Origin of the sequence: Polynucleobacter sp. MWH-UH2A, from assembly GCF_018687195.1 — a bacterium.
Classification (GTDB): Bacteria; Pseudomonadota; Gammaproteobacteria; order Burkholderiales; family Burkholderiaceae; genus Polynucleobacter.
On the sequence record NZ_CP061321.1, the window covers coordinates 1061942 to 1079875 of the forward strand.

Below are 17934 nucleotides of genomic sequence, written 5' to 3' on the forward strand. Positions count from 1 at the left end.
GAAAATGATGAGCACTATCAACAATCGACTAAAAACCCTGGGTATTGATTTACCGCCTCCGGGACCACCCGCTGCAGCCTATGTCATGGCGTCGACTACTGGCAACACTGTATTTCTGTCTGGACACATTGCCAAACAGGATGGCAAACCCTGGGTTGGTAAGCTTGGTAAAGATATGAATACCGAAACTGGTAAGGCTGCCGCAAGATCTATTGCCATTGATCTCATCTCTACACTACAAAATCATCTTGGCTCACTCGATAAAGTCAAACGCATTGTGAAAGTAATGGGCTTAGTGAACTCTACTAGTGAATATACAGAACAACACCTTGTAATTAATGGCTGTTCTGAATTATTGTTCGAGGTCTTTGGGGAGGCAGGCAGGCATGCTCGCAGCGCATTTGGAGTTGCGCAAATTCCGCTAGGAGCTTGCGTTGAGATTGAATTGATTGCCGAGATTTAAGCTCGCGTAACACCAAGGTTCTGGATGTCCGCATCTGTATCGACATCCAGAATATATGCGTCATTATCAGAATTAAATATTTTGATTCGTGCTGGATGCTGATCCATAAAGGTTCGGCATACCATTCCCGGTGCTATCAACATCTCTTCTACCGATTTTTTGGAGAATAGCGCGGGATTGCCACGCTGACCACCCACCATCGGCATCAACACATCTTGATGCGGCTCACGATCAATAAATTGATTTAGCAAGGTAATTAGTTCATCTTCACCAATCTGGGGTTGATCACTTAAACACATAGCCACTACGTCAAATGCGCCATCTAAAGATTCAAGAGCAAGCCTTACCGATGAGGCTTGGCCGGCAGAAGCATTTGGGTTATGAATGATAGTGATGGATAGATCCATCAACTTAGCCAATCTATTAAGCTCTTGCTCTATTGGCAACGCATGAAATCCGGTAATGACAATGAACTGAACTGGATCAAATGATTTGATTGAAGTGCAAAATCTCTCTACTAGGCTTTTGCCATCCTTTTGTAGTAATGCCTTCGGTATAGAGCCCATACGACTACCCTCCCCAGCCGCCAATAGGACAACTGCCAGCCGTAGATCAGAAGGTTTACGTAATAAAGTCATTAGAGTGATAATAAATAAGAATTTAAATATAAAGATAACGCATGAATAGCACCGATCTGAGCGTACTCAAATCCGCCGTGAACTGGCTTCAAACAGGTCATTCTGTTGCCATTGCAACCGTTGTGCAAACCTGGGGTTCAGCCCCACGCCCTATAGGATCATGGCTCGCCATTCGGGATGACGGACAAGTTGCCGGTTCTGTCTCTGGCGGATGCGTGGAAGACGACCTCATTAGCCGCGTACAAACTGAAATTTTGACTCGCGATACCCCTGAGATAGTGGTCTATGGTGTAAGCCAAGAGGAAGCGGCGCGCTTTGGCTTGCCTTGTGGTGGCACCTTGCGACTATTGGTTGAGCCTAAGCCTGAACTTACCATTCTGGAAAAGCTCTTGGAATGCATTAGCTCCCATCAAATTACCAAACGATCCGTCAATATTGCAACAGGCAAATCTACTTTAGAACCAGGTACGCGTAACGACGAATTTATTTGTAGCGCTACTGAGATGCAAACTACCTATGGACCACGATGGCGCATGGTGATTATTGGCGCCGGCCAACTCTCCCAGTACACGGCAGACTTTGCAATCGCCTCTGACTTTGAAGTCATCGTCATCGACCCTCGGGAAGAATATGCCGAGGGTTTAAATCGCTCCGACGTCACCTTTATTCAAGGTATGCCTGATGATGTCTTGCTTGAGATTGGTGTAGATCCTCACACCGCGGTGGTAGCCCTTACCCATGACCCCAAACTGGATGATATGGCGCTCATGGAAGCTCTCAAATCTTCCGCGTTTTATGTAGGCGCTTTAGGTAGTCGCAAAAATACCCAGAAACGCAAAGAGCGTTTACTAGAATTTGACGTTAGTAATGAAGAGGTAGAAAGACTGTATGGCCCTGTCGGACTATCGATTGGGGCGCTCACCCCACCAGAAATTGCTGTTTCTATTCTGGCGGAAGTGATTGCCGTCAAATACGGTGCCAGCCTACCTAAAAAAGGATAACTTTCTTAGTTAGCTTTCTTAGGCAGCCGATTAATTAGCTTTTAGCTTGCCGTCTTTCAAGCGTGGCTCAACAAAGTGGCCTTTACGAGCACGATTACCAGCAAACGATTTGAGAGTTTTCGCATCTAAGCTGAGTTCGGTTGGCTTACCAGCACGTCCTGCACCAGAATAGCTTGCGCCATTTGGGCCTACTGCGATAGCTGATGACATAAATTCTTTATCATCGAGCCCCATCAGAATGACGCCTTTACCGCCTGTAGGCAAACGCTTTAACTCATCCAATGGGAACACCAGCAACTTCGAGGCAGCTGACAAGCAAGCCACTTGCTTCATGCCCACCTCTACCTTAGCAGCGCCAAGCGGTGCATCACCAGCAACTTTTGCATCGATGCTAATGAATGACTTGCCCGCCTTATTGCGCGTACTCATGTCAGCTACATTTGCCAAGAATCCATAACCTGCTTTTGTGGAAAGCAATACCAAGTCATCAGACTGGCCAGCGTAATAGGCGACCATCTGTGATCCCGCTGCTAGATTGACAAAGCTGGTTAGCGGAGAGCCATCACCACGCGCACCTGGCAGCTCGCTCACAGGCACTGTGTATACACGGCCATCGCTGCCAAAGCCCTGAATTACGTCGACGGTACGCACTTCAAACGTAGCATAGAGAGCATCGCCGGCTTTGAAGCTGAACTGCATTGCATCATGTTCATGACCCTGGCGAACACGCACCCAACCCTTTTGTGAAACGATCACCGTTACTGGCTCATCTATTACTTTTGTTTCGGCAACGGCGCGCTTGTCTTCCTGTATCAGCGTTCGACGATCATCGCCAAAATCTTTAATATCTGCTTCGATCTCTTTGATGATTCGTTTACGTAAAACAGTATCACTCTGTAACAACCCCTCTAAGTCATCACGCTCTGACTTGAGCTCTTTGAGCTCTTGCTCAATCTTGATACCTTCTAAGCGAGCCAATTGACGCAGGCGGATATCCAAAATATCTTCAGCTTGACGATCGGTAAGCTTGAACTCTTTGATCAAATCGGCTTTTGGTTCATCGCTGTTGCGAATGATCTTGATGACCTTATCGATATTCAGAAGAACGGTTAATCGCCCTTCTAAGATATGCATCCGGTCTTTAACCTTGCCTAAGCGGAACTGGGTACGGCGCGTGACGGTAGCCACCCTGAACTCAATCCACTCTGAGATAATTTCTTTCAAGCCCTTTTGGCGTGGACGACCATCATTACCGATCATTACCAAATTCATCGGCGCATTAGACTCAAGCGAGGTATGCGCTAACAAAAGATTAATGAACTCATTCACATCAATGTTCTTGCTCTTGGGCTCAAACACCAAACGAACTGGGGCGTCCTTGCTAGACTCATCGCGTACACCATCAAGCACATTCAAAATGGTGGACTTCAGATTATTCTGTTCGGGAGTTAATGTCTTCTTGCCAACTTTTACCTTTGGATTGGTAATCTCTTCGATTTCTTGCAAGACACGTTGCGAAGATGTTGAAGGTGGCAATTCATTAACGACGATTTGCCATTGACCACGCGCTAACTCCTCAATAGACCAACGAGCGCGCACCTTAAGGCTACCCCGTCCAGTCTCATAAATCTGCGCTATCTCTGCTGTAGATGAAATAATTTGCCCGCCACCTGGATAGTCAGGCCCTGGCATGATTTCTAGTAAATCAGCAGTAGATAGTTTTGGCGACTTCATCAAAGCAATTGCTGCAGACGCTACTTCACGTAAATTGTGTGAAGGAATTTCCGTTGCCATACCCACAGCAATACCAGACGCACCATTTAGCAGAACAAATGGCAAACGCGCAGGCAACAATTTCGGCTCTTGGAATGAACCATCATAGTTGGGCGCAAAATCTACCGTACCTTCGTCTATTTCACTTAAGAGCAAGCCCGCAATTTTGGTTAAGCGCGCCTCCGTATAACGCATCGCAGCGGCACCATCACCATCACGTGAACCAAAGTTACCCTGACCATCAATTAGTGGATAGCGTAGAGAAAAGCTTTGAGCCAAGCGTACTAATGCATCGTAAGCAGATTGGTCACCATGTGGATGAAACTTACCCAATACATCACCAACTACACGAGCGCTTTTAACAGGCTTAGCATCAGCGCGCAGACCCATCTCATTCATCGAGAACAGAATGCGGCGCTGAACTGGTTTTTGACCGTCAGCAACTTCTGGTAACGCGCGGCCTTTGACAACACTAATCGCGTAATCCAGATAAGCTCGCTCGGCATACACTGCCAGCGTCAGGCTGTCTTTGTTGTCCTCATTTAAGTCCATTGTCTTGGAATCATGAGGGTCTTTGGGTCCATTAGAACCACTAGAGGATGTAGCCACCTTAGGCGATTCATCGATTTCAACAACATCCATCTCTTCGATGGCGTTAGTAAATAAATCTGCCTGTTGATCAGGCTTATTCTTGCCTGGTGTCTTCTTAGTTGCCATTAGATATCCGCCTCAACTTCATTGCCGCGCTCTTCTAGCCAATCGCGACGCGCACCAGATTCTGATTTACCCATCAACATATCCATGGTTTTAAATGTCTCGTCTTCCGTCCAAGAGCCTAGAGTTACTGGGAGTAAACGACGCGTATCCGGATTCAATGTGGTGTCCCACAATTGTTCAGCGCTCATCTCTCCCAGGCCTTTAAAGCGAGAGATTTGCCACGCTGTTTCTTTCACACCGTCCTTACGCAATTTATCCTCAATCGCTTGAAGCTCGCTGGCATCCAAAGCGTAAATCTTTTGAGCTGGTTTTTTACCTCTAGCAGGTGCATCCACCCTAAACAAGGGCGGCCTCGAAACGTGCACGTGACCTAAATCGATTAACTTGGGGAAATGTTTATAGAACAAAGTGAGGAGCAAGACCTGGATATGCGCACCATCCACGTCCGCATCAGAAAGAATGCAAATCTTGCCATAGCGCAAATTAGATAAATCAGGATTGTCATTGGGACCATGGGGATCCACACCAATAGCAACTGCGATGTCGTGCACCTCGTTATTGGCAAATAAACGATCGCGCTCAGCCTCCCAAGTATTTAATACCTTGCCACGCAAAGGCAGAATGGCTTGATATTCTTTATTACGCCCCATCTTGGCAGAACCACCAGCGGAATCACCCTCTACAAGGAAGATCTCATTTTGAGCAATATCTTCGCTCTCGCAATCAGTTAATTTGCCTGGCAATACCGCCACTCCGGAAGATTTTTTCTTCTCCACCTTTTGTCCGGCACGTGTACGGGCTTGTGCTTGCTTGATAACCAAATCAGCCAGTTTGCGACCATAGTCGACATGTTGATTGAGCCACAGCTCAAGTGCTGATTTTGCATAGCCAGACACCAAGCGCACTGCATCACGCGAATTTAATCGCTCTTTAATCTGTCCTTGAAATTGAGGATCTAAAACTTTGGCAGACAAAATAAATGAGGCGCGAGCAAATACATCTTCAGGCATCAGTTTCACACCCTTTGGTTGCAATGCATGCATCTCAATAAAACCTTTTACCGCATTAAACAATCCTTCGCGCAGACCACTTTCATGCGTACCGCCAGCGGGCGTTGGAATTAAGTTCACATAACTCTCACGAACAGGGGCACCATCTTCAGTCCAAGAGACCACCCAAGCCGCGCCCTCACCTTCAGCAAAGGAATCATCTTCACCAGTTCCCGTTGCGTACTGTTCACCTTCAAACGGCGGAATGACTTCTGGGCCATGACCTGCCTGAGCAATCGCTTCATTAAGATAGCCACGCAAACCTTGAGCGTATTGCCAAGACTGACTCTCACCAGACTTCTCTTGAATGAGGGTGACCTTAACACCAGGTAATAGGACCGCCTTCGATCTAAGTAGACGAACCAGATCGGCCATGGGTATAGCAGAGCTATCAAAATATTTGCCATCAGGCCAGGCGCGTACACGCGTACCGTGAGACTTATCTTCTTTTGTTGCAGGCTTCGATTTGAGCTTTTCAATCACCTTGCCATCAGCAAAGATGAGTGTGGAAACTTGGCCATCACGCCATACAGTCACTTCAAGACGCTTAGAGAGTGCATTCGTTACAGAAACACCAACACCATGCAAACCGCCTGAGAATGCGTAAGCACCACCAGTGCCCTTTTCAAATTTACCGCCTGCATGCAATTGGGTAAATACGATTTCTACTACAGGCAACTTTTCGGTGGGGTGAATTCCCACTGGAATTCCGCGACCATCATCCTCAACGCTCACACTGCCATCCGTGTGCATGGTCACAATGATTTGTTTGCCGTACCCGCCAAGCGCTTCATCGGAGGCGTTATCCAAGACCTCTTGAATGATATGAAGGGGATTGTCGGTTCGGGTGTACATTCCAGGCCGCTGACGGACTGGTTCCAGCCCTTTGAGGACCTGAATCGACGATTCGCTGTATTCGGAAATTTTACGGGTAGCCATGCGCCAAAATTGTAGCCATGTCTGGGATGAGGTCGGATTTTTCTGATATTCCCCTGCTATCCATGCCAAAATTGGGTATGGGAGCCTTAAGTCATATTCGTGTTTTAGACCTCAGCCGCGTGCTTGCAGGTCCATGGTGCGCTCAGAATCTAGCTGATCTGGGAGCGGATGTCATCAAAGTGGAGCGCCCAAAGGTGGGTGACGACACTCGGCATTGGGGGCCTCCTTTCGCCAAAGGCCTTAAAGGTCAAGATACCGAAGAATCTGCCTATTTTATTTGCATCAATCGCAATAAACGCTCAATTACGATCGACATCAGCAAACCTGAAGGTCAAGACATGATTCGTCAGCTAGCCGCTGAGTCCGATGTTGTCATCGAAAACTATAAGGTGGGCGATCTTGCGAAATACGGCTTGGATTACGAAAGTCTTAAGCAGGTTAAACCGAATCTGATTTATTGCTCCATCACTGGATTTGGTCAGACCGGCCCCTATGCACATCGACCTGGCTATGACTTCATCATTCAAGGTATGGGCGGCTTCATGAGCGTGACCGGTGAAGCTGAGGATGTTGTGGGGGCAAGTCCGCAAAAGGCTGGTGTCGCCATCGCCGATATTTTTACTGGCATGTATGCCACCACTGCAATACTAGCTGCCGTAGTGCACCGCGATCACACAGGCGAAGGTCAATATATTGATATGTCCCTGCTTGATACACAAGTGGCAGTCATGGCCAATGTTTCTAGCGCCTATTTAACTTCAGGTGAAGTTCCGCGCCGCTGGGGAAATGCTTCACCTATTATTGTTCCCTATCAGACTTTTCCAACCTCAGATGGCTGGATGATTGTTGGTGCAGGCAATGATGGTCAGTTTCGTCACTTTGTCACTGCTGGTGGTGAAGCCCATCTAGCGGATAACCCGCTTTACCTCACCAATCCTGATCGAGTCTTGCAACGCAAGCAACTAGTTCCTTTGCTTGAAGCGATGACACGCAAAAAAACAAAAGGGGAATGGATTGCACTGCTAGAAGAAGCCAATGTACCTTGTGGCCCTATCAATAACTTCAAAGAAGTATTTGAGAACGAACAGGTGATTGCTAGAAAAGTGCAGATTGATGTGCCGCACCCTACTGTTGGAACCATGAAACTAGTAGCAAGTCCGATGAAATTATCTAAAACACCTACGGAAGTTCGCATGGCACCACCAACATTAGGACAGCACACCGACGAAATCTTGCATGAGCGTCTTCGCTTAGATGATGCCGCTATCGCTCAACTAAGAGAAAAAGGAATTATTTAATGAGCGCAAACCCAAAACCATCCTTGACTATGGCCCAAGTGTTGATCTTTGGCGGATTCATGGTGACGATGTCCATGGGAATACGCCATGGCTTTGGGTTATTTAATCTCCCGATCACTATGGCTAACGGTTGGGGTCGCGAAACCTTTGCGCTCACCATTGCACTGCAAAACCTAATCTGGGGTGCAGTGCAACCTGTTACAGGCGCTCTTGCTGATCGATATGGCGCGTTTAAGATCATGATTGCAGGTGGGGCACTGTATGCATTGGGTTTGATTGGCATGGCGATCTCAACAGATGCCCTCAACTTCACACTGGCCGGCGGCTTACTCATTGGTCTTGCACAAACTGCAACCACCTATAGCGTGATTTACGGCATTTTGGGACGTAACGTTCCCGCAGATAAACGGGTATGGGCGATGGGCATTGCCGCTGCTGCAGGATCATTTGGTCAGTTCTTAATGATTCCGGCTGAGCAAGGATTATTAAGTGCATTTGGAGCGCAAGATGCATTATTGATGTTGGCGTTAATGGCCAGCCTGATGATTCCGACAGCCTTTCTATTACGCGAGAAAAATTTTGTACATCAACATAGCCACGGTGATCAAACCATTAAAGAGGCGCTAAAAGAAGCGGTTAACAATCCTAGTTTTCGTTTACTGACTTTAGGCTATTTTGTTTGTGGATTTCAGGTGGTCTTTATTGCGGTTCACCTTGCACCCTATCTGAAAGATCTTTCTTCTATTTATCCAGCAGTGGGTGCTCCCGCAGTGGCTACCACTGCCCTAGCCCTCATTGGCCTCTTTAATATCTTTGGAACCTATAGTGCTGGCATTTTGGGGCAACGATTTCCAAAGCGGTACCTGTTATCGAGCATTTATCTCGGGCGCGCCATTGCAATTGCTGGATTTATATTATTGCCGCTGAGCCCTGCAACAACATACATATTTGCCGCAATCATGGGATTCCTTTGGCTATCTACCATTCCACTGACGAATGGCATCGTTGCACAAATCTTTGGAGTCAAATACCTCACCATGCTTTCTGGCTTAGTATTTTTCTCGCACCAACTAGGTAGTTTTTGTGGAGCCTTTTTAGGTGGTTATTTGTTTGATCACACTGGCTCTTACCTTATCGTTTGGCAACTTGCCATTGGATTGGGAGTTTTTGCATTCTTAGTGAACCTGCCAGTTAAAGAGCGCGCCATACATCGAGTTGCCAATGCGTAAGCTAAGCAATACTTCTTATTGGAAAATCATTGCATATGGTTTTGCACTACTGATACTGCTATTAGTATTTTCTGCCTACTATGCCCCCGAAATGATGGTGTCAATTACCAATCAGGTTTGGGCGCTCTGCGGTTGGTGAAGGATGCGCGAGATTACTTTTATCGGTTAGCATTCCAACTTAATTACCTAGCATACTTTCTATGAGTATGCATCTCGCCGTAGCACAATGGATAGTGCACATGCCTCCTAAGCGTGGGATACAGGTTCGATTCCTGTCGGCGGGACCACTAATTTGTCAGAACTTATCCACAGGCCATGTGGATAAATCCACAAAAGTTTTCGTAAGTCGAGGATTTGTATAGAGAGACCTAGCTTGCTTAATTTGTGTGCAGAAGATTCTGCTACAAAATTCAATATCCTTATAAAAGATACTACTAAGGATATTAATCACTTCTAATAATATTTGTGGTAATAAAGCCTGAAAAAACACTCTATTTTCCGAAGTTCCCTTACACTAAACCGCATGTCCGCTCTCACTACCAGCACCATCGCAGCCCTTGAAGAAATGCTTCAAAACACCGCAAGGCCTGCCCCTGCGGATTTCATGCCCATCTATTTTTGTCGTGGCAACCAGGAAGACCTCCTGATCGGACACCTCAACCCAGACTTCATTCCTCACTTGCAAGAGTTATTTAAAAAACAAGCTGTAAATCTAGCGAGAATGTCACATGATCGACTCTCCATTCAACTGGGTCGACCAAAAGAATTATCAGCAACACTAAGCCTCTTAGCAAATCATATGCGTCAAGGTGGCTTCATTCCAGGTTGGCGCAATGAAGAATTTGCCTGGGTCGACCAGAATGGTCATAAATACTTTCGTCTAGAACGTTCCGCATTTAGAACCTTTGGTTTTCGCAGTATGGCTACGCACATTAATGGTTATACAAAAGCTGACACCATTTGGCTCGGACGACGAAGCGAAAACAAACCCACCGATCCTGGAAAATTAGACAATCTTGCCGCCGGCGGCATTAGCGCCGATGAAACACCATGGGTAAGCGCGCGCCGCGAATTATGGGAAGAAGCAGGGGTACCCGAGCAAATTGCAGATGACATTGAGCCCATCGGACGAATTCATATGCGCCGCATGGCAAATGGACGTGGGTTTCATGATGAACAACTATTTATTTATGATTTAGAGCTTCCGAAGCAATTTATTCCAACCAACCATGATGGTGAGGTCAGCGGTTTTATTGAGGTTTCTTATACAGAAGCTGCCGCCCGCATCTTGGCCGATGAATTCACCAGCGATGCCGCCTTTGTCACAGCAGACTTCATTTTGCGACGCAATAAGTAAGCTCAGCTAGCGCTAAGTAGGCAATTGACCAGGGTCATATGCCCTGCCGTCTTTTCGTGGTTAAATCTACCCTAAGGATGAAACAGGGGTGCCCTTATAAGCGGATTTTGCTTAGAGGCGCTGAGAGAGACCCTAAAACCCGATCCAGGTAATGCTGGCGTGGGGAGTTACATCAGACCGACACCCGGTTTCGTCCATCTAAAACAGCAAGGAGATGGACATGAGTTCAGGTAACCCAAAATCAAGCAAACACGAAATCCCAAGCCTCAAGAGCTTGGAACGCGACTTCGGACAAAAGTTTGCATATCCCGCATCGACTAAAACCTATCTACAGGGATCACGTGCTGATATCAAAGCGCCGATTCGCATGATTGATCAATTGCCAACTCGTGCTGGCGAACAACTTATCCCAAATCCTCCTGTTCCGGTTTATGACACTTCCGGCCCTTACAGTGATCCCGATATTGTGATTAATCTGGAAAAAGGTTTGCCAAGATTACGTGATGCTTGGATTGCTGAGCGCAACGACACAGAACAATTATCTGGGCCAAGTTCTGACTATGGTGTAGCGCGCGCTAATGATGCCGCAACGCAAAGTTTGCGATTTGCCCATATCAGCGCCCCACGCGTAGCCAAAGCTGGTCATAACGTCAGCCAAATGTATTACGCACGCAAAGGCATTGTCACGCCTGAAATGGAATACGTAGCCCTGCGTGAATCCATGGGTCTAGAGCAATTACGCAAAGACCCTGCATATAAGCAATTGCTCAAACAGCATCCCGGCAAATCATACGGAGCCAATCTTCCAGAAATCGTTACAGGTGAATTCGTACGCTCTGAAATTGCTGCGGGTCGCGCCATTATTCCGGCCAACATCAATCACCCAGAATTAGAGCCCATGATTATCGGCAGAAACTTCCGCGTGAAGATCAACGGTAACCTTGGTAATTCAGCGGTGACTTCCTCAATCAATGAGGAAGTAGAGAAAATGGTTTGGTCTATTCGTTGGGGCGCAGACACCATCATGGATCTCTCTACCGGCAAGCATATTCATGAAACGCGCGAATGGATTATTCGCAACTCTCCCGTACCAATTGGCACGGTTCCAATTTATCAAGCTCTTGATAAGACTGGTGGTATCGCTGAAGATCTCACATGGGAAATGTTCCGCGATACTTTAGTTGAGCAAGCAGAACAAGGTGTTGACTATTTCACAATTCATGCTGGAGTACTTCTCCGTTATGTGCCATTAACAGCAGATCGCATTACCGGCATTGTGTCACGTGGTGGCTCGATCATGGCGAAATGGTGCTTAGCCCATCATAAGGAAAACTTCCTTTATACAAAGTTTGATGAGATTTGCGAAATCATGAAGGCTTATGATGTTTCTTTCAGCCTGGGTGATGGTTTGCGTCCTGGCTGTATTGCTGACTCAAATGATGCTGCGCAGTTTGGCGAGCTGCATACGCTTGGCGAACTAACCGCCAAAGCCTGGAAGCATGATGTTCAAGTGATGATTGAGGGCCCCGGTCACGTTCCAATGCAACGCATCGAAGAGAACATGACTGAAGAGCTAAAGCATTGCTTAGAGGCGCCCTTCTATACCCTTGGGCCATTGATTACTGATATTGCTCCTGGCTATGACCACATCACCAGTGGTATTGGCGCTGCGCAAATTGGTTGGTATGGCACTGCAATGCTGTGCTATGTCACTCCCAAGGAGCACTTAGGTCTTCCTGATAAGGAAGATGTGCGCGAAGGCATCATCACCTACAAAATTGCGGCTCATGGCGCAGACCTTGCTAAAGGCTTACCTGGCGCCCAAGTACGCGATAACGCACTCTCTAAAGCGCGCTTTGAGTTCCGCTGGGAAGACCAATTTAATTTGGGCTTAGACCCAGAACGCGCGCGTGAATATCATGACGCAACACTACCAGCTGAAGGAGCAAAAATTGCGCACTTCTGTTCAATGTGTGGGCCAAAGTTCTGCTCAATGAAGATTACACAAGAGGTTCGTGACTACGCAGCCACTCTCAATGCCGATGCCAAAGTGATCCCCATTGCGCAAGCAAATGATCCAAGCAAAGGGATGGAAGAAATGTCTGCAGAGTTCCGCAAACGTGGCAGTGAAATTTATCAGTAAGCACTTTAGATGAGCAGCCTCTCCTTCGCACAAAAACGTTTTGCCATCGTTGGTGCCGGCCTGATGGGTCGGTTACTAGCATTTGCCTTGGCAAAACTTGGTGCCAAGGTTGAATTATTTGAGCGTGGTGAGGCGTGCGCAAATGATTCCGCAGCCCGGGTTGCTGCAGCGATGCTAGCCCCACTTGCAGAATCCGTGATTACTGAGGATTCTGTGGTGCGGATGGGCATTTACAGCCTGCCTCGTTGGAAGACGCTAATTGAGGAACTATCCTCACCTGTATTTTTTCAGCAAGACGGCACTTTGATTCTGTGGCATCGACAGGATGTCGCAGAAGCCGAACGTTTTACCAGTCATTTGGATAAAAACTGTTTACACAATAGTCAGTTAATTCCACCCAGTCGTCTCGATTCTAAAGAATTACATCGTATTGAGCCGGAAGTTGCAGATCGTTTTACCCAAGGACTATATCTTCCGCATGAAGGTCAGTTGGATAATCGACAACTACTAGATGCGCTACTGCTTGAATTAACTACACTGGGCGTGCAATGCCATTGGAATACCGAAGTAGACCCAGAGGCATTAAGAAATAATGCCTCTTATGAGTCTGTGATTGATTGCCGTGGAAATGGGGCAAAGCAGGCATGGTCTTCCAATGCAAATAGGCTGCGTGGAGTGCGTGGCGAGGTTCTCCGCCTACACGCCCCCGAAGTGAAGCTTCGCAGGCCTACTCGCTTAATACATCCTCGCTACCCTATCTACATCGCCCCCAAAGAGAATGATGTGTATGTTGTTGGTGCCACTGAGATTGAATCTGAAGATTTATCGCAGATGAGCGTTCGCTCTGCGATGGAATTACTCAGCGCGGTCTACACAGTGCATAGTGGCTTTGCGGAAGCACGAATTCTGGAGATGGCAACACAATGCCGTCCAACCCTAAAAAACAATCTTCCTGAAGTGCTGGTGAAAAAAGAAAAAGGCTTGGCGGATTTAATCATGATCAATGGTCTCTATCGCCATGGCTTTATGATTTCTCCAGCGGTACTCGATGCAACGATAGAGCTATTAGAAAGCGGTCAAAGCAATACAGCTCTCGAATTGGGCTTAAGCGTTAACAATATAAGTCATGAGGCAAGCGTATGCGCATAACTGTTAACCAGGTGGCATACGATCTACCATCACACAGCATGGTTGCTGATGCACTCAACTTAGTAAATGCAAAGCCACCTTTTGCAGTCGCCGTGAATTTGAACTTTGTTCCAAAATCGCAATATACGCTGCATGCCCTTCAAGAAAACGACCAGATAGAAGTGATTGCTCCGGTTACTGGAGGATAAATACCTATGACAGCACCATTGCCCAACCAACTCAATAATGCCGATGCACTCGTCTTATACGGCGAGAGCTTTGCTAGTCGATTGCTATTGGGCACCTCGCGCTATCCATCCCCCCAGGTTTTAGAGAATGCCGTACAGGATGCCAATCCCGCAATGATTACGGTGAGTCTGCGTCGCCAAGGCACTAGCACTACTGAAGCACATAGCGGTTTTTGGGAACTACTAAAAAAAATGAAAGTTCCCGTCTTACCCAATACCGCAGGATGTCATAGCCCTCAGGAGGTCATTACCACAGCCCAGATGGCACGTGAAGTATTCGAGACCAATTGGATTAAGTTAGAACTCATTGGCGATGATTACACCTTACAACCTGATACTTTACGCTTAGTACAGACTGCTGAAACCTTAATTAAAGACGGCTTTAAGGTATTGCCTTATTGCACTGAAGATTTAATCTTGTGCCAACGTTTAGTAGATGTTGGCTGCCAAGCAATCATGCCATGGGCTGCTCCAATCGGCACCGGTCAAGGACCACTAAATCCATATGCCATGAAGCTATTGCGAGATCGCATCAAAGTACCTCTGATTGTTGATGCAGGTCTTGGCCTTCCATCGCACGCATGCAGCGTCATGGAATGGGGTTTTGACGGTGTACTACTCAATACTGCAGTGGCTCTTTCTGAAGATCCGGTGGCAATGGCAAAAGCATTCGCAATGGCAACACATGCCGGGCGCAACGCTTACCTATCTGGCGCTATGAAACCGCAATCCTCTGCACAGGCTAGCACTCCATTGGTTGGTACGCCCTTTTGGCACCAAAGCTAAAGGAATAAAGGGATATAGGGATCGATATGAGTTTAGTCAGAGATCTTGCCGATCAAATTATTTCAGCGCATCGCAATGATGAATTGTGTCTACCAATTCCTCAATACTCGATTAATTCACCTCCGCCCAGAATTGATAATGAATTAGCAACCGATCATTACGAGCTTGCTGGAGCACTCGCTGCTATTGAGATGGGTTTTATAGAATCTGATGCCAAGACGCTAGGAAAAGCGTGGTCACGCATGACGATTCAGGATGGCGGCTTTAATCCCTTTAAATGGCCGAGCAGACCTGAACATTTTGATTTGCTGCCATGGACTCGCAATATGAACCCTAAGGCATTTAAGGAGTGTCCAAAGCGTCTTGGTCTCTACGGCGTCATGCCAGATGCCGATTGGGTAAAACGCATGGTGGAAGCTGAACTCCCTACGGTCCAATTGCGGTTTAAGTCTGAAGATCGATACAAAATCAGAAAACAAATCAAAGAAGCGGTAAAAGCAGCAGAAGGTAGCAAGACACTGCTATTTATTAATGATTACTGGGAAGAGGCAATTGATGCGGAAGCCTATGGGGTTCACCTCGGACAAGAAGACCTAGAGATCGCTGATCTAGAACAAATTAGATCTGCTGGACTTAGGTTGGGCTTGAGCACTCATGGCTATGCTGAAATGGTTCATGCGGATCGCTTCTGTCCAAGCTACATTGCCATGGGGGCAGTCTTTCCAACCAACCTCAAGAAAATGCCAACGGCACCTCAAGGATTGGGTAGGCTATATCAATACGCCAAACTCATGAGTCACTATCCATTGGTTGCGATTGGTGGAATTGATCAAGAAAGCATTCATGCAGTTGCCAAAAGTGGCGTTGGCTCTATCGCGGTTGTACGCGCAATTACGCAAGCTAAAGATCCCAAAGCCGCTGTAAAGCACCTGCAAGAACTGATGCGCGCCTAGCGCATCAGTTCTTCGCATCAACATAACGGGCTGGATTACCCTTTTTCTTTTTCGTCCAATAAAGCAGTTGGGTAGAAATCGTGCATATGCCATAAAGGGCCTGGCCCTTCACCAATACTGAGAAAGCGCCCCGCCTCTAGACCGGCCTCGACATAAGCAATCGCTTTAGCTACAGCATGAGGTAAATCATGGCCACCTGCGAGGTAGGTTGCTATTGCCGATGCCAGAGAGCATCCTGTACCGTGCGTATTGGGAGTATTCACTCGATAGTGTTTAAATTCTTTAGACTGCACCACCTCGAGACCATCTTCGATGGTGCGCCACATTAGATAATCAGTAATTTGGGTATGCGTAGCATCAAGATGACCACCTTTGATCAACACAGCTTGTGGACCCATATCCAATAACTCTTGCGCAGCTAACTTGAAATCATCTGGGCCGACAATATCGCGACCCAATAATAAAGATGCTTCGTCTAAATTCGGCGTGACCAGCAGGGCCAAGGGAAATAAATCACGAATAATGGCTTGCGCTGTATCGTCACCACCTAAGCTAGCGCCAGATGTTGCGCGCAAAACTGGATCTAAAACGACTTTTTTTATCCCATGCTTGCGTAAAGTTTTTGCGACCGTTTGTACGATTTCCGGGCTAGCCAACATCCCAATCTTCACGATATCAGCGCCAATATCAGACAAAACAGCGTCCATCTGCGCTTCAACAACGTCCAACTCAACATCCTGAATACGTGTAACCCCGAGCGTATTTTGTGCCGTGATGGCAGTAATCACCGACATTCCATAGCCACCCAAGGCAGTTATGACCTTGAGGTCTGCCTGTAAGCCAGCCCCACCGCCACTGTCGGAGCCAGCAATTGTCAGTACTTTGGGGATCTGCACAGAAGTGGGAAGAAGTGTTTCCATCTTGCTATAATATCGGCTTATTCCTCGATAGCTCAGTCGGTAGAGCGCCGGACTGTTAATCCGTAGGTCCCTGGTTCGAGCCCAGGTCGAGGAGCCAAATATGTGAAGGGTCTAGAGAAATCTAGGCCCTTTTTCATTTTGAGCCCTCAATCAGCTCTGTTATGCTTAAATTCAAACTAGAAGTCATCATCAGAATGATTCGAACTAACAGGAGATAGCAATGATTCAAAGTGGTTCATTTAAAGCCCATATCCGCGCAATTCAATTCCTTGCAATACTTGTCGCCTTATTTGGTTACTACCAAACTTCTATTGCCCAATCAGACTACCCAAATAAGCCCATTCGTTATGTTGTGCCGTTTCCTGCTGGTGGTGCCACTGACAATATTGCAAGGCCATTACAAAATGAACTATTAAATTCCTTCAAATGGAATGTAGTGATTGATAACAAGCCTGGGGCTGGCGGCAATATCGGCGCTGAGATTGTTGCCAAATCTGCACCTGATGGTTACACATGGCTCATGGCTTCTGTGGGAACGCATGGGATTAACCTGCCGCTCTACACCCAAGGTGGCGGCAAAATGCCATTTGACCCAATCAAGGACTTCACACCTATTTCTTTAGTGGCTGAATTACCCAATGTTCTGGTTCTGAATCCCGAATTTGCTGCCAAAAATAACATAAATAGTGTGAATGATTTAATTGCCTATGCAAAAGCCAATCCAGGAAAAATCAATATGGCATCTAGTGGCAATGGCACATCCATTCATATGGCGGGTGAATTATTTAAAACCATGACCAAAACCTACATGGTGCATCTCCCCTATAAAGGCAGCCCTCCGGCTGTAACTGATCTGCTTGCAGGTAATGTGGACATCATGTTCGATAACCTACCCTCTTGCATTAACTACATTCGTGCAGGACGTTTAAAAGCCTTAGCAGTCACTAGCGCAAAGCGCTCGCCCGCCTTTCCAGACTTACCAACTATTGCTGAAGCCGCTAATCTTCCAGGATACGAGGCTACCTCTTGGTTTGGCGTGGTTGGCCCGGCCAATATGCCAGTGGATATTCTCAATAAAGATAGCGCTACATTAATGGCCGCAATCAACAGTCCATCTGTGAGAGAAAAGTATTTGGCTATGGGCGCACAACCGGTTGGCAATACGCCAGCGCAGTTCTCCACTTTCATCAAAAATGAAATCGCCAAATGGACTAAGGTTGTTAAGGACTCTGGCGCAAAAGTTGACTAACCCACAAGAAATGCAATTGAATCTGAATTGCTAAATACAAAAG

15 protein-coding genes, 2 tRNA genes and 1 riboswitch are annotated in these 17934 nt (G+C 46.9%); of the genes, 13 read left to right on the forward strand and 4 right to left on the reverse strand.

From position 1 onward, the window contains the following. The first annotated feature begins 7 nt into the window (after positions 1-7). Entirely contained in the window at positions 8-463 is a 456-nt protein-coding gene (locus IC571_RS05560) for a RidA family protein (RefSeq protein WP_371742911.1), read from the forward strand. On the opposite strand, the gene IC571_RS05565 is transcribed toward IC571_RS05560, so the two are convergent. After that, entirely contained in the window at positions 460-1101 is a 642-nt protein-coding gene (locus IC571_RS05565) for an NTP transferase domain-containing protein (RefSeq protein ID WP_215315333.1), read from the reverse strand. The genes IC571_RS05560 and IC571_RS05565 overlap by 4 nt on opposite strands. A gap of 41 nt (positions 1102-1142) precedes the next feature. Between IC571_RS05565 and IC571_RS05570 the strand changes: the two genes are divergently transcribed. Continuing rightward, positions 1143-2102 carry an XdhC family protein gene (locus tag IC571_RS05570; RefSeq protein WP_215315335.1) on the forward strand — a complete coding sequence of 320 codons (960 nt, stop codon included), beginning with the start codon at positions 1143-1145 and terminating at the stop codon, positions 2100-2102. Positions 2103-2132: 30 nt separating this feature from the next. Here the strand turns inward: IC571_RS05570 and parC are convergent, their stop codons facing one another. Both parC and IC571_RS05580 read right to left on the reverse strand, forming a co-directional pair. Beyond that, entirely contained in the window at positions 2133-4427 is a 2295-nt protein-coding gene (gene parC / locus IC571_RS05575) for a DNA topoisomerase IV subunit A (RefSeq protein ID WP_215317828.1), read from the reverse strand. 164 nt (positions 4428-4591) lie between these two features. Further along, a complete protein-coding gene (locus IC571_RS05580; RefSeq protein WP_215315337.1) occupies positions 4592-6580 on the reverse strand; it encodes a DNA topoisomerase IV subunit B in 1989 nt (662 codons plus the stop codon). A gap of 77 nt (positions 6581-6657) precedes the next feature. Between IC571_RS05580 and IC571_RS05585 the strand changes: the two genes are divergently transcribed. The 9 genes from IC571_RS05585 to thiE all read left to right on the forward strand — a co-directional run bounded on the left by IC571_RS05585 (position 6658) and on the right by thiE (position 15722). Beyond that, the gene (locus IC571_RS05585; protein ID WP_215317829.1) at positions 6658-7878 is read left to right on the forward strand and encodes a CaiB/BaiF CoA-transferase family protein; all 1221 of its coding nucleotides are present in this window, start codon (positions 6658-6660) and stop codon (positions 7876-7878) included. Further along, complete coding sequence (locus IC571_RS05590; RefSeq protein WP_215315339.1) at positions 7878-9107, forward strand: MFS transporter; 1230 nt, start codon at positions 7878-7880, stop codon at positions 9105-9107. Before IC571_RS05585 ends, IC571_RS05590 begins: the two co-directional genes overlap by 1 nt. Positions 9108-9319: 212 nt before the next feature. Continuing rightward, a tRNA-Arg gene (locus IC571_RS05595) sits at positions 9320-9394 on the forward strand. A gap of 236 nt (positions 9395-9630) precedes the next feature. Then, on the forward strand, positions 9631-10464 hold the full coding sequence (locus IC571_RS05600; RefSeq protein WP_215315341.1) for an NUDIX hydrolase family protein: 834 nt from the start codon (positions 9631-9633) through the stop codon (positions 10462-10464). Positions 10465-10538: 74 nt separating this feature from the next. Then, positions 10539-10647: riboswitch (TPP riboswitch) on the forward strand. A gap of 37 nt (positions 10648-10684) precedes the next feature. Further along, entirely contained in the window at positions 10685-12607 is a 1923-nt protein-coding gene (gene thiC, locus IC571_RS05605) for a phosphomethylpyrimidine synthase ThiC (RefSeq protein ID WP_251373238.1), read from the forward strand. Positions 12608-12616: 9 nt separating this feature from the next. After that, positions 12617-13756, forward strand: a complete 1140-nt coding sequence (locus IC571_RS05610) for an FAD-dependent oxidoreductase (protein WP_215315343.1) — start codon at positions 12617-12619, stop codon at positions 13754-13756. Next, positions 13747-13944 (forward strand): sulfur carrier protein ThiS, encoded by a 198-nt coding sequence (gene thiS, locus IC571_RS05615; RefSeq protein WP_215315345.1) that lies wholly within the window; start codon positions 13747-13749, stop codon positions 13942-13944. Before IC571_RS05610 ends, thiS begins: the two co-directional genes overlap by 10 nt. Before the next feature lie 6 nt (positions 13945-13950). Beyond that, positions 13951-14769, forward strand: coding sequence for a thiazole synthase (locus IC571_RS05620; RefSeq protein WP_371742881.1), 819 nt, complete (start codon positions 13951-13953; stop codon positions 14767-14769). A gap of 26 nt (positions 14770-14795) precedes the next feature. Further along, the gene (gene thiE, locus IC571_RS05625) at positions 14796-15722 is read left to right on the forward strand and encodes a thiamine phosphate synthase (RefSeq protein ID WP_215315347.1); all 927 of its coding nucleotides are present in this window, start codon (positions 14796-14798) and stop codon (positions 15720-15722) included. 35 nt (positions 15723-15757) lie between these two features. Here the strand turns inward: thiE and thiD are convergent, their stop codons facing one another. Then, complete coding sequence (gene thiD / locus IC571_RS05630) at positions 15758-16642, reverse strand: bifunctional hydroxymethylpyrimidine kinase/phosphomethylpyrimidine kinase (RefSeq protein ID WP_215315349.1); 885 nt, start codon at positions 16640-16642, stop codon at positions 15758-15760. Between the two features lie 21 nt (positions 16643-16663). On the opposite strand from thiD, the gene IC571_RS05635 reads away from it, so the two are divergent. Then, a tRNA-Asn gene (locus tag IC571_RS05635) sits at positions 16664-16739 on the forward strand. Positions 16740-16862: 123 nt separating this feature from the next. Next, on the forward strand, positions 16863-17891 hold the full coding sequence (locus IC571_RS05640) for a tripartite tricarboxylate transporter substrate binding protein (protein ID WP_215315350.1): 1029 nt from the start codon (positions 16863-16865) through the stop codon (positions 17889-17891). Positions 17892-17934: the final 43 nt, after the last annotated feature.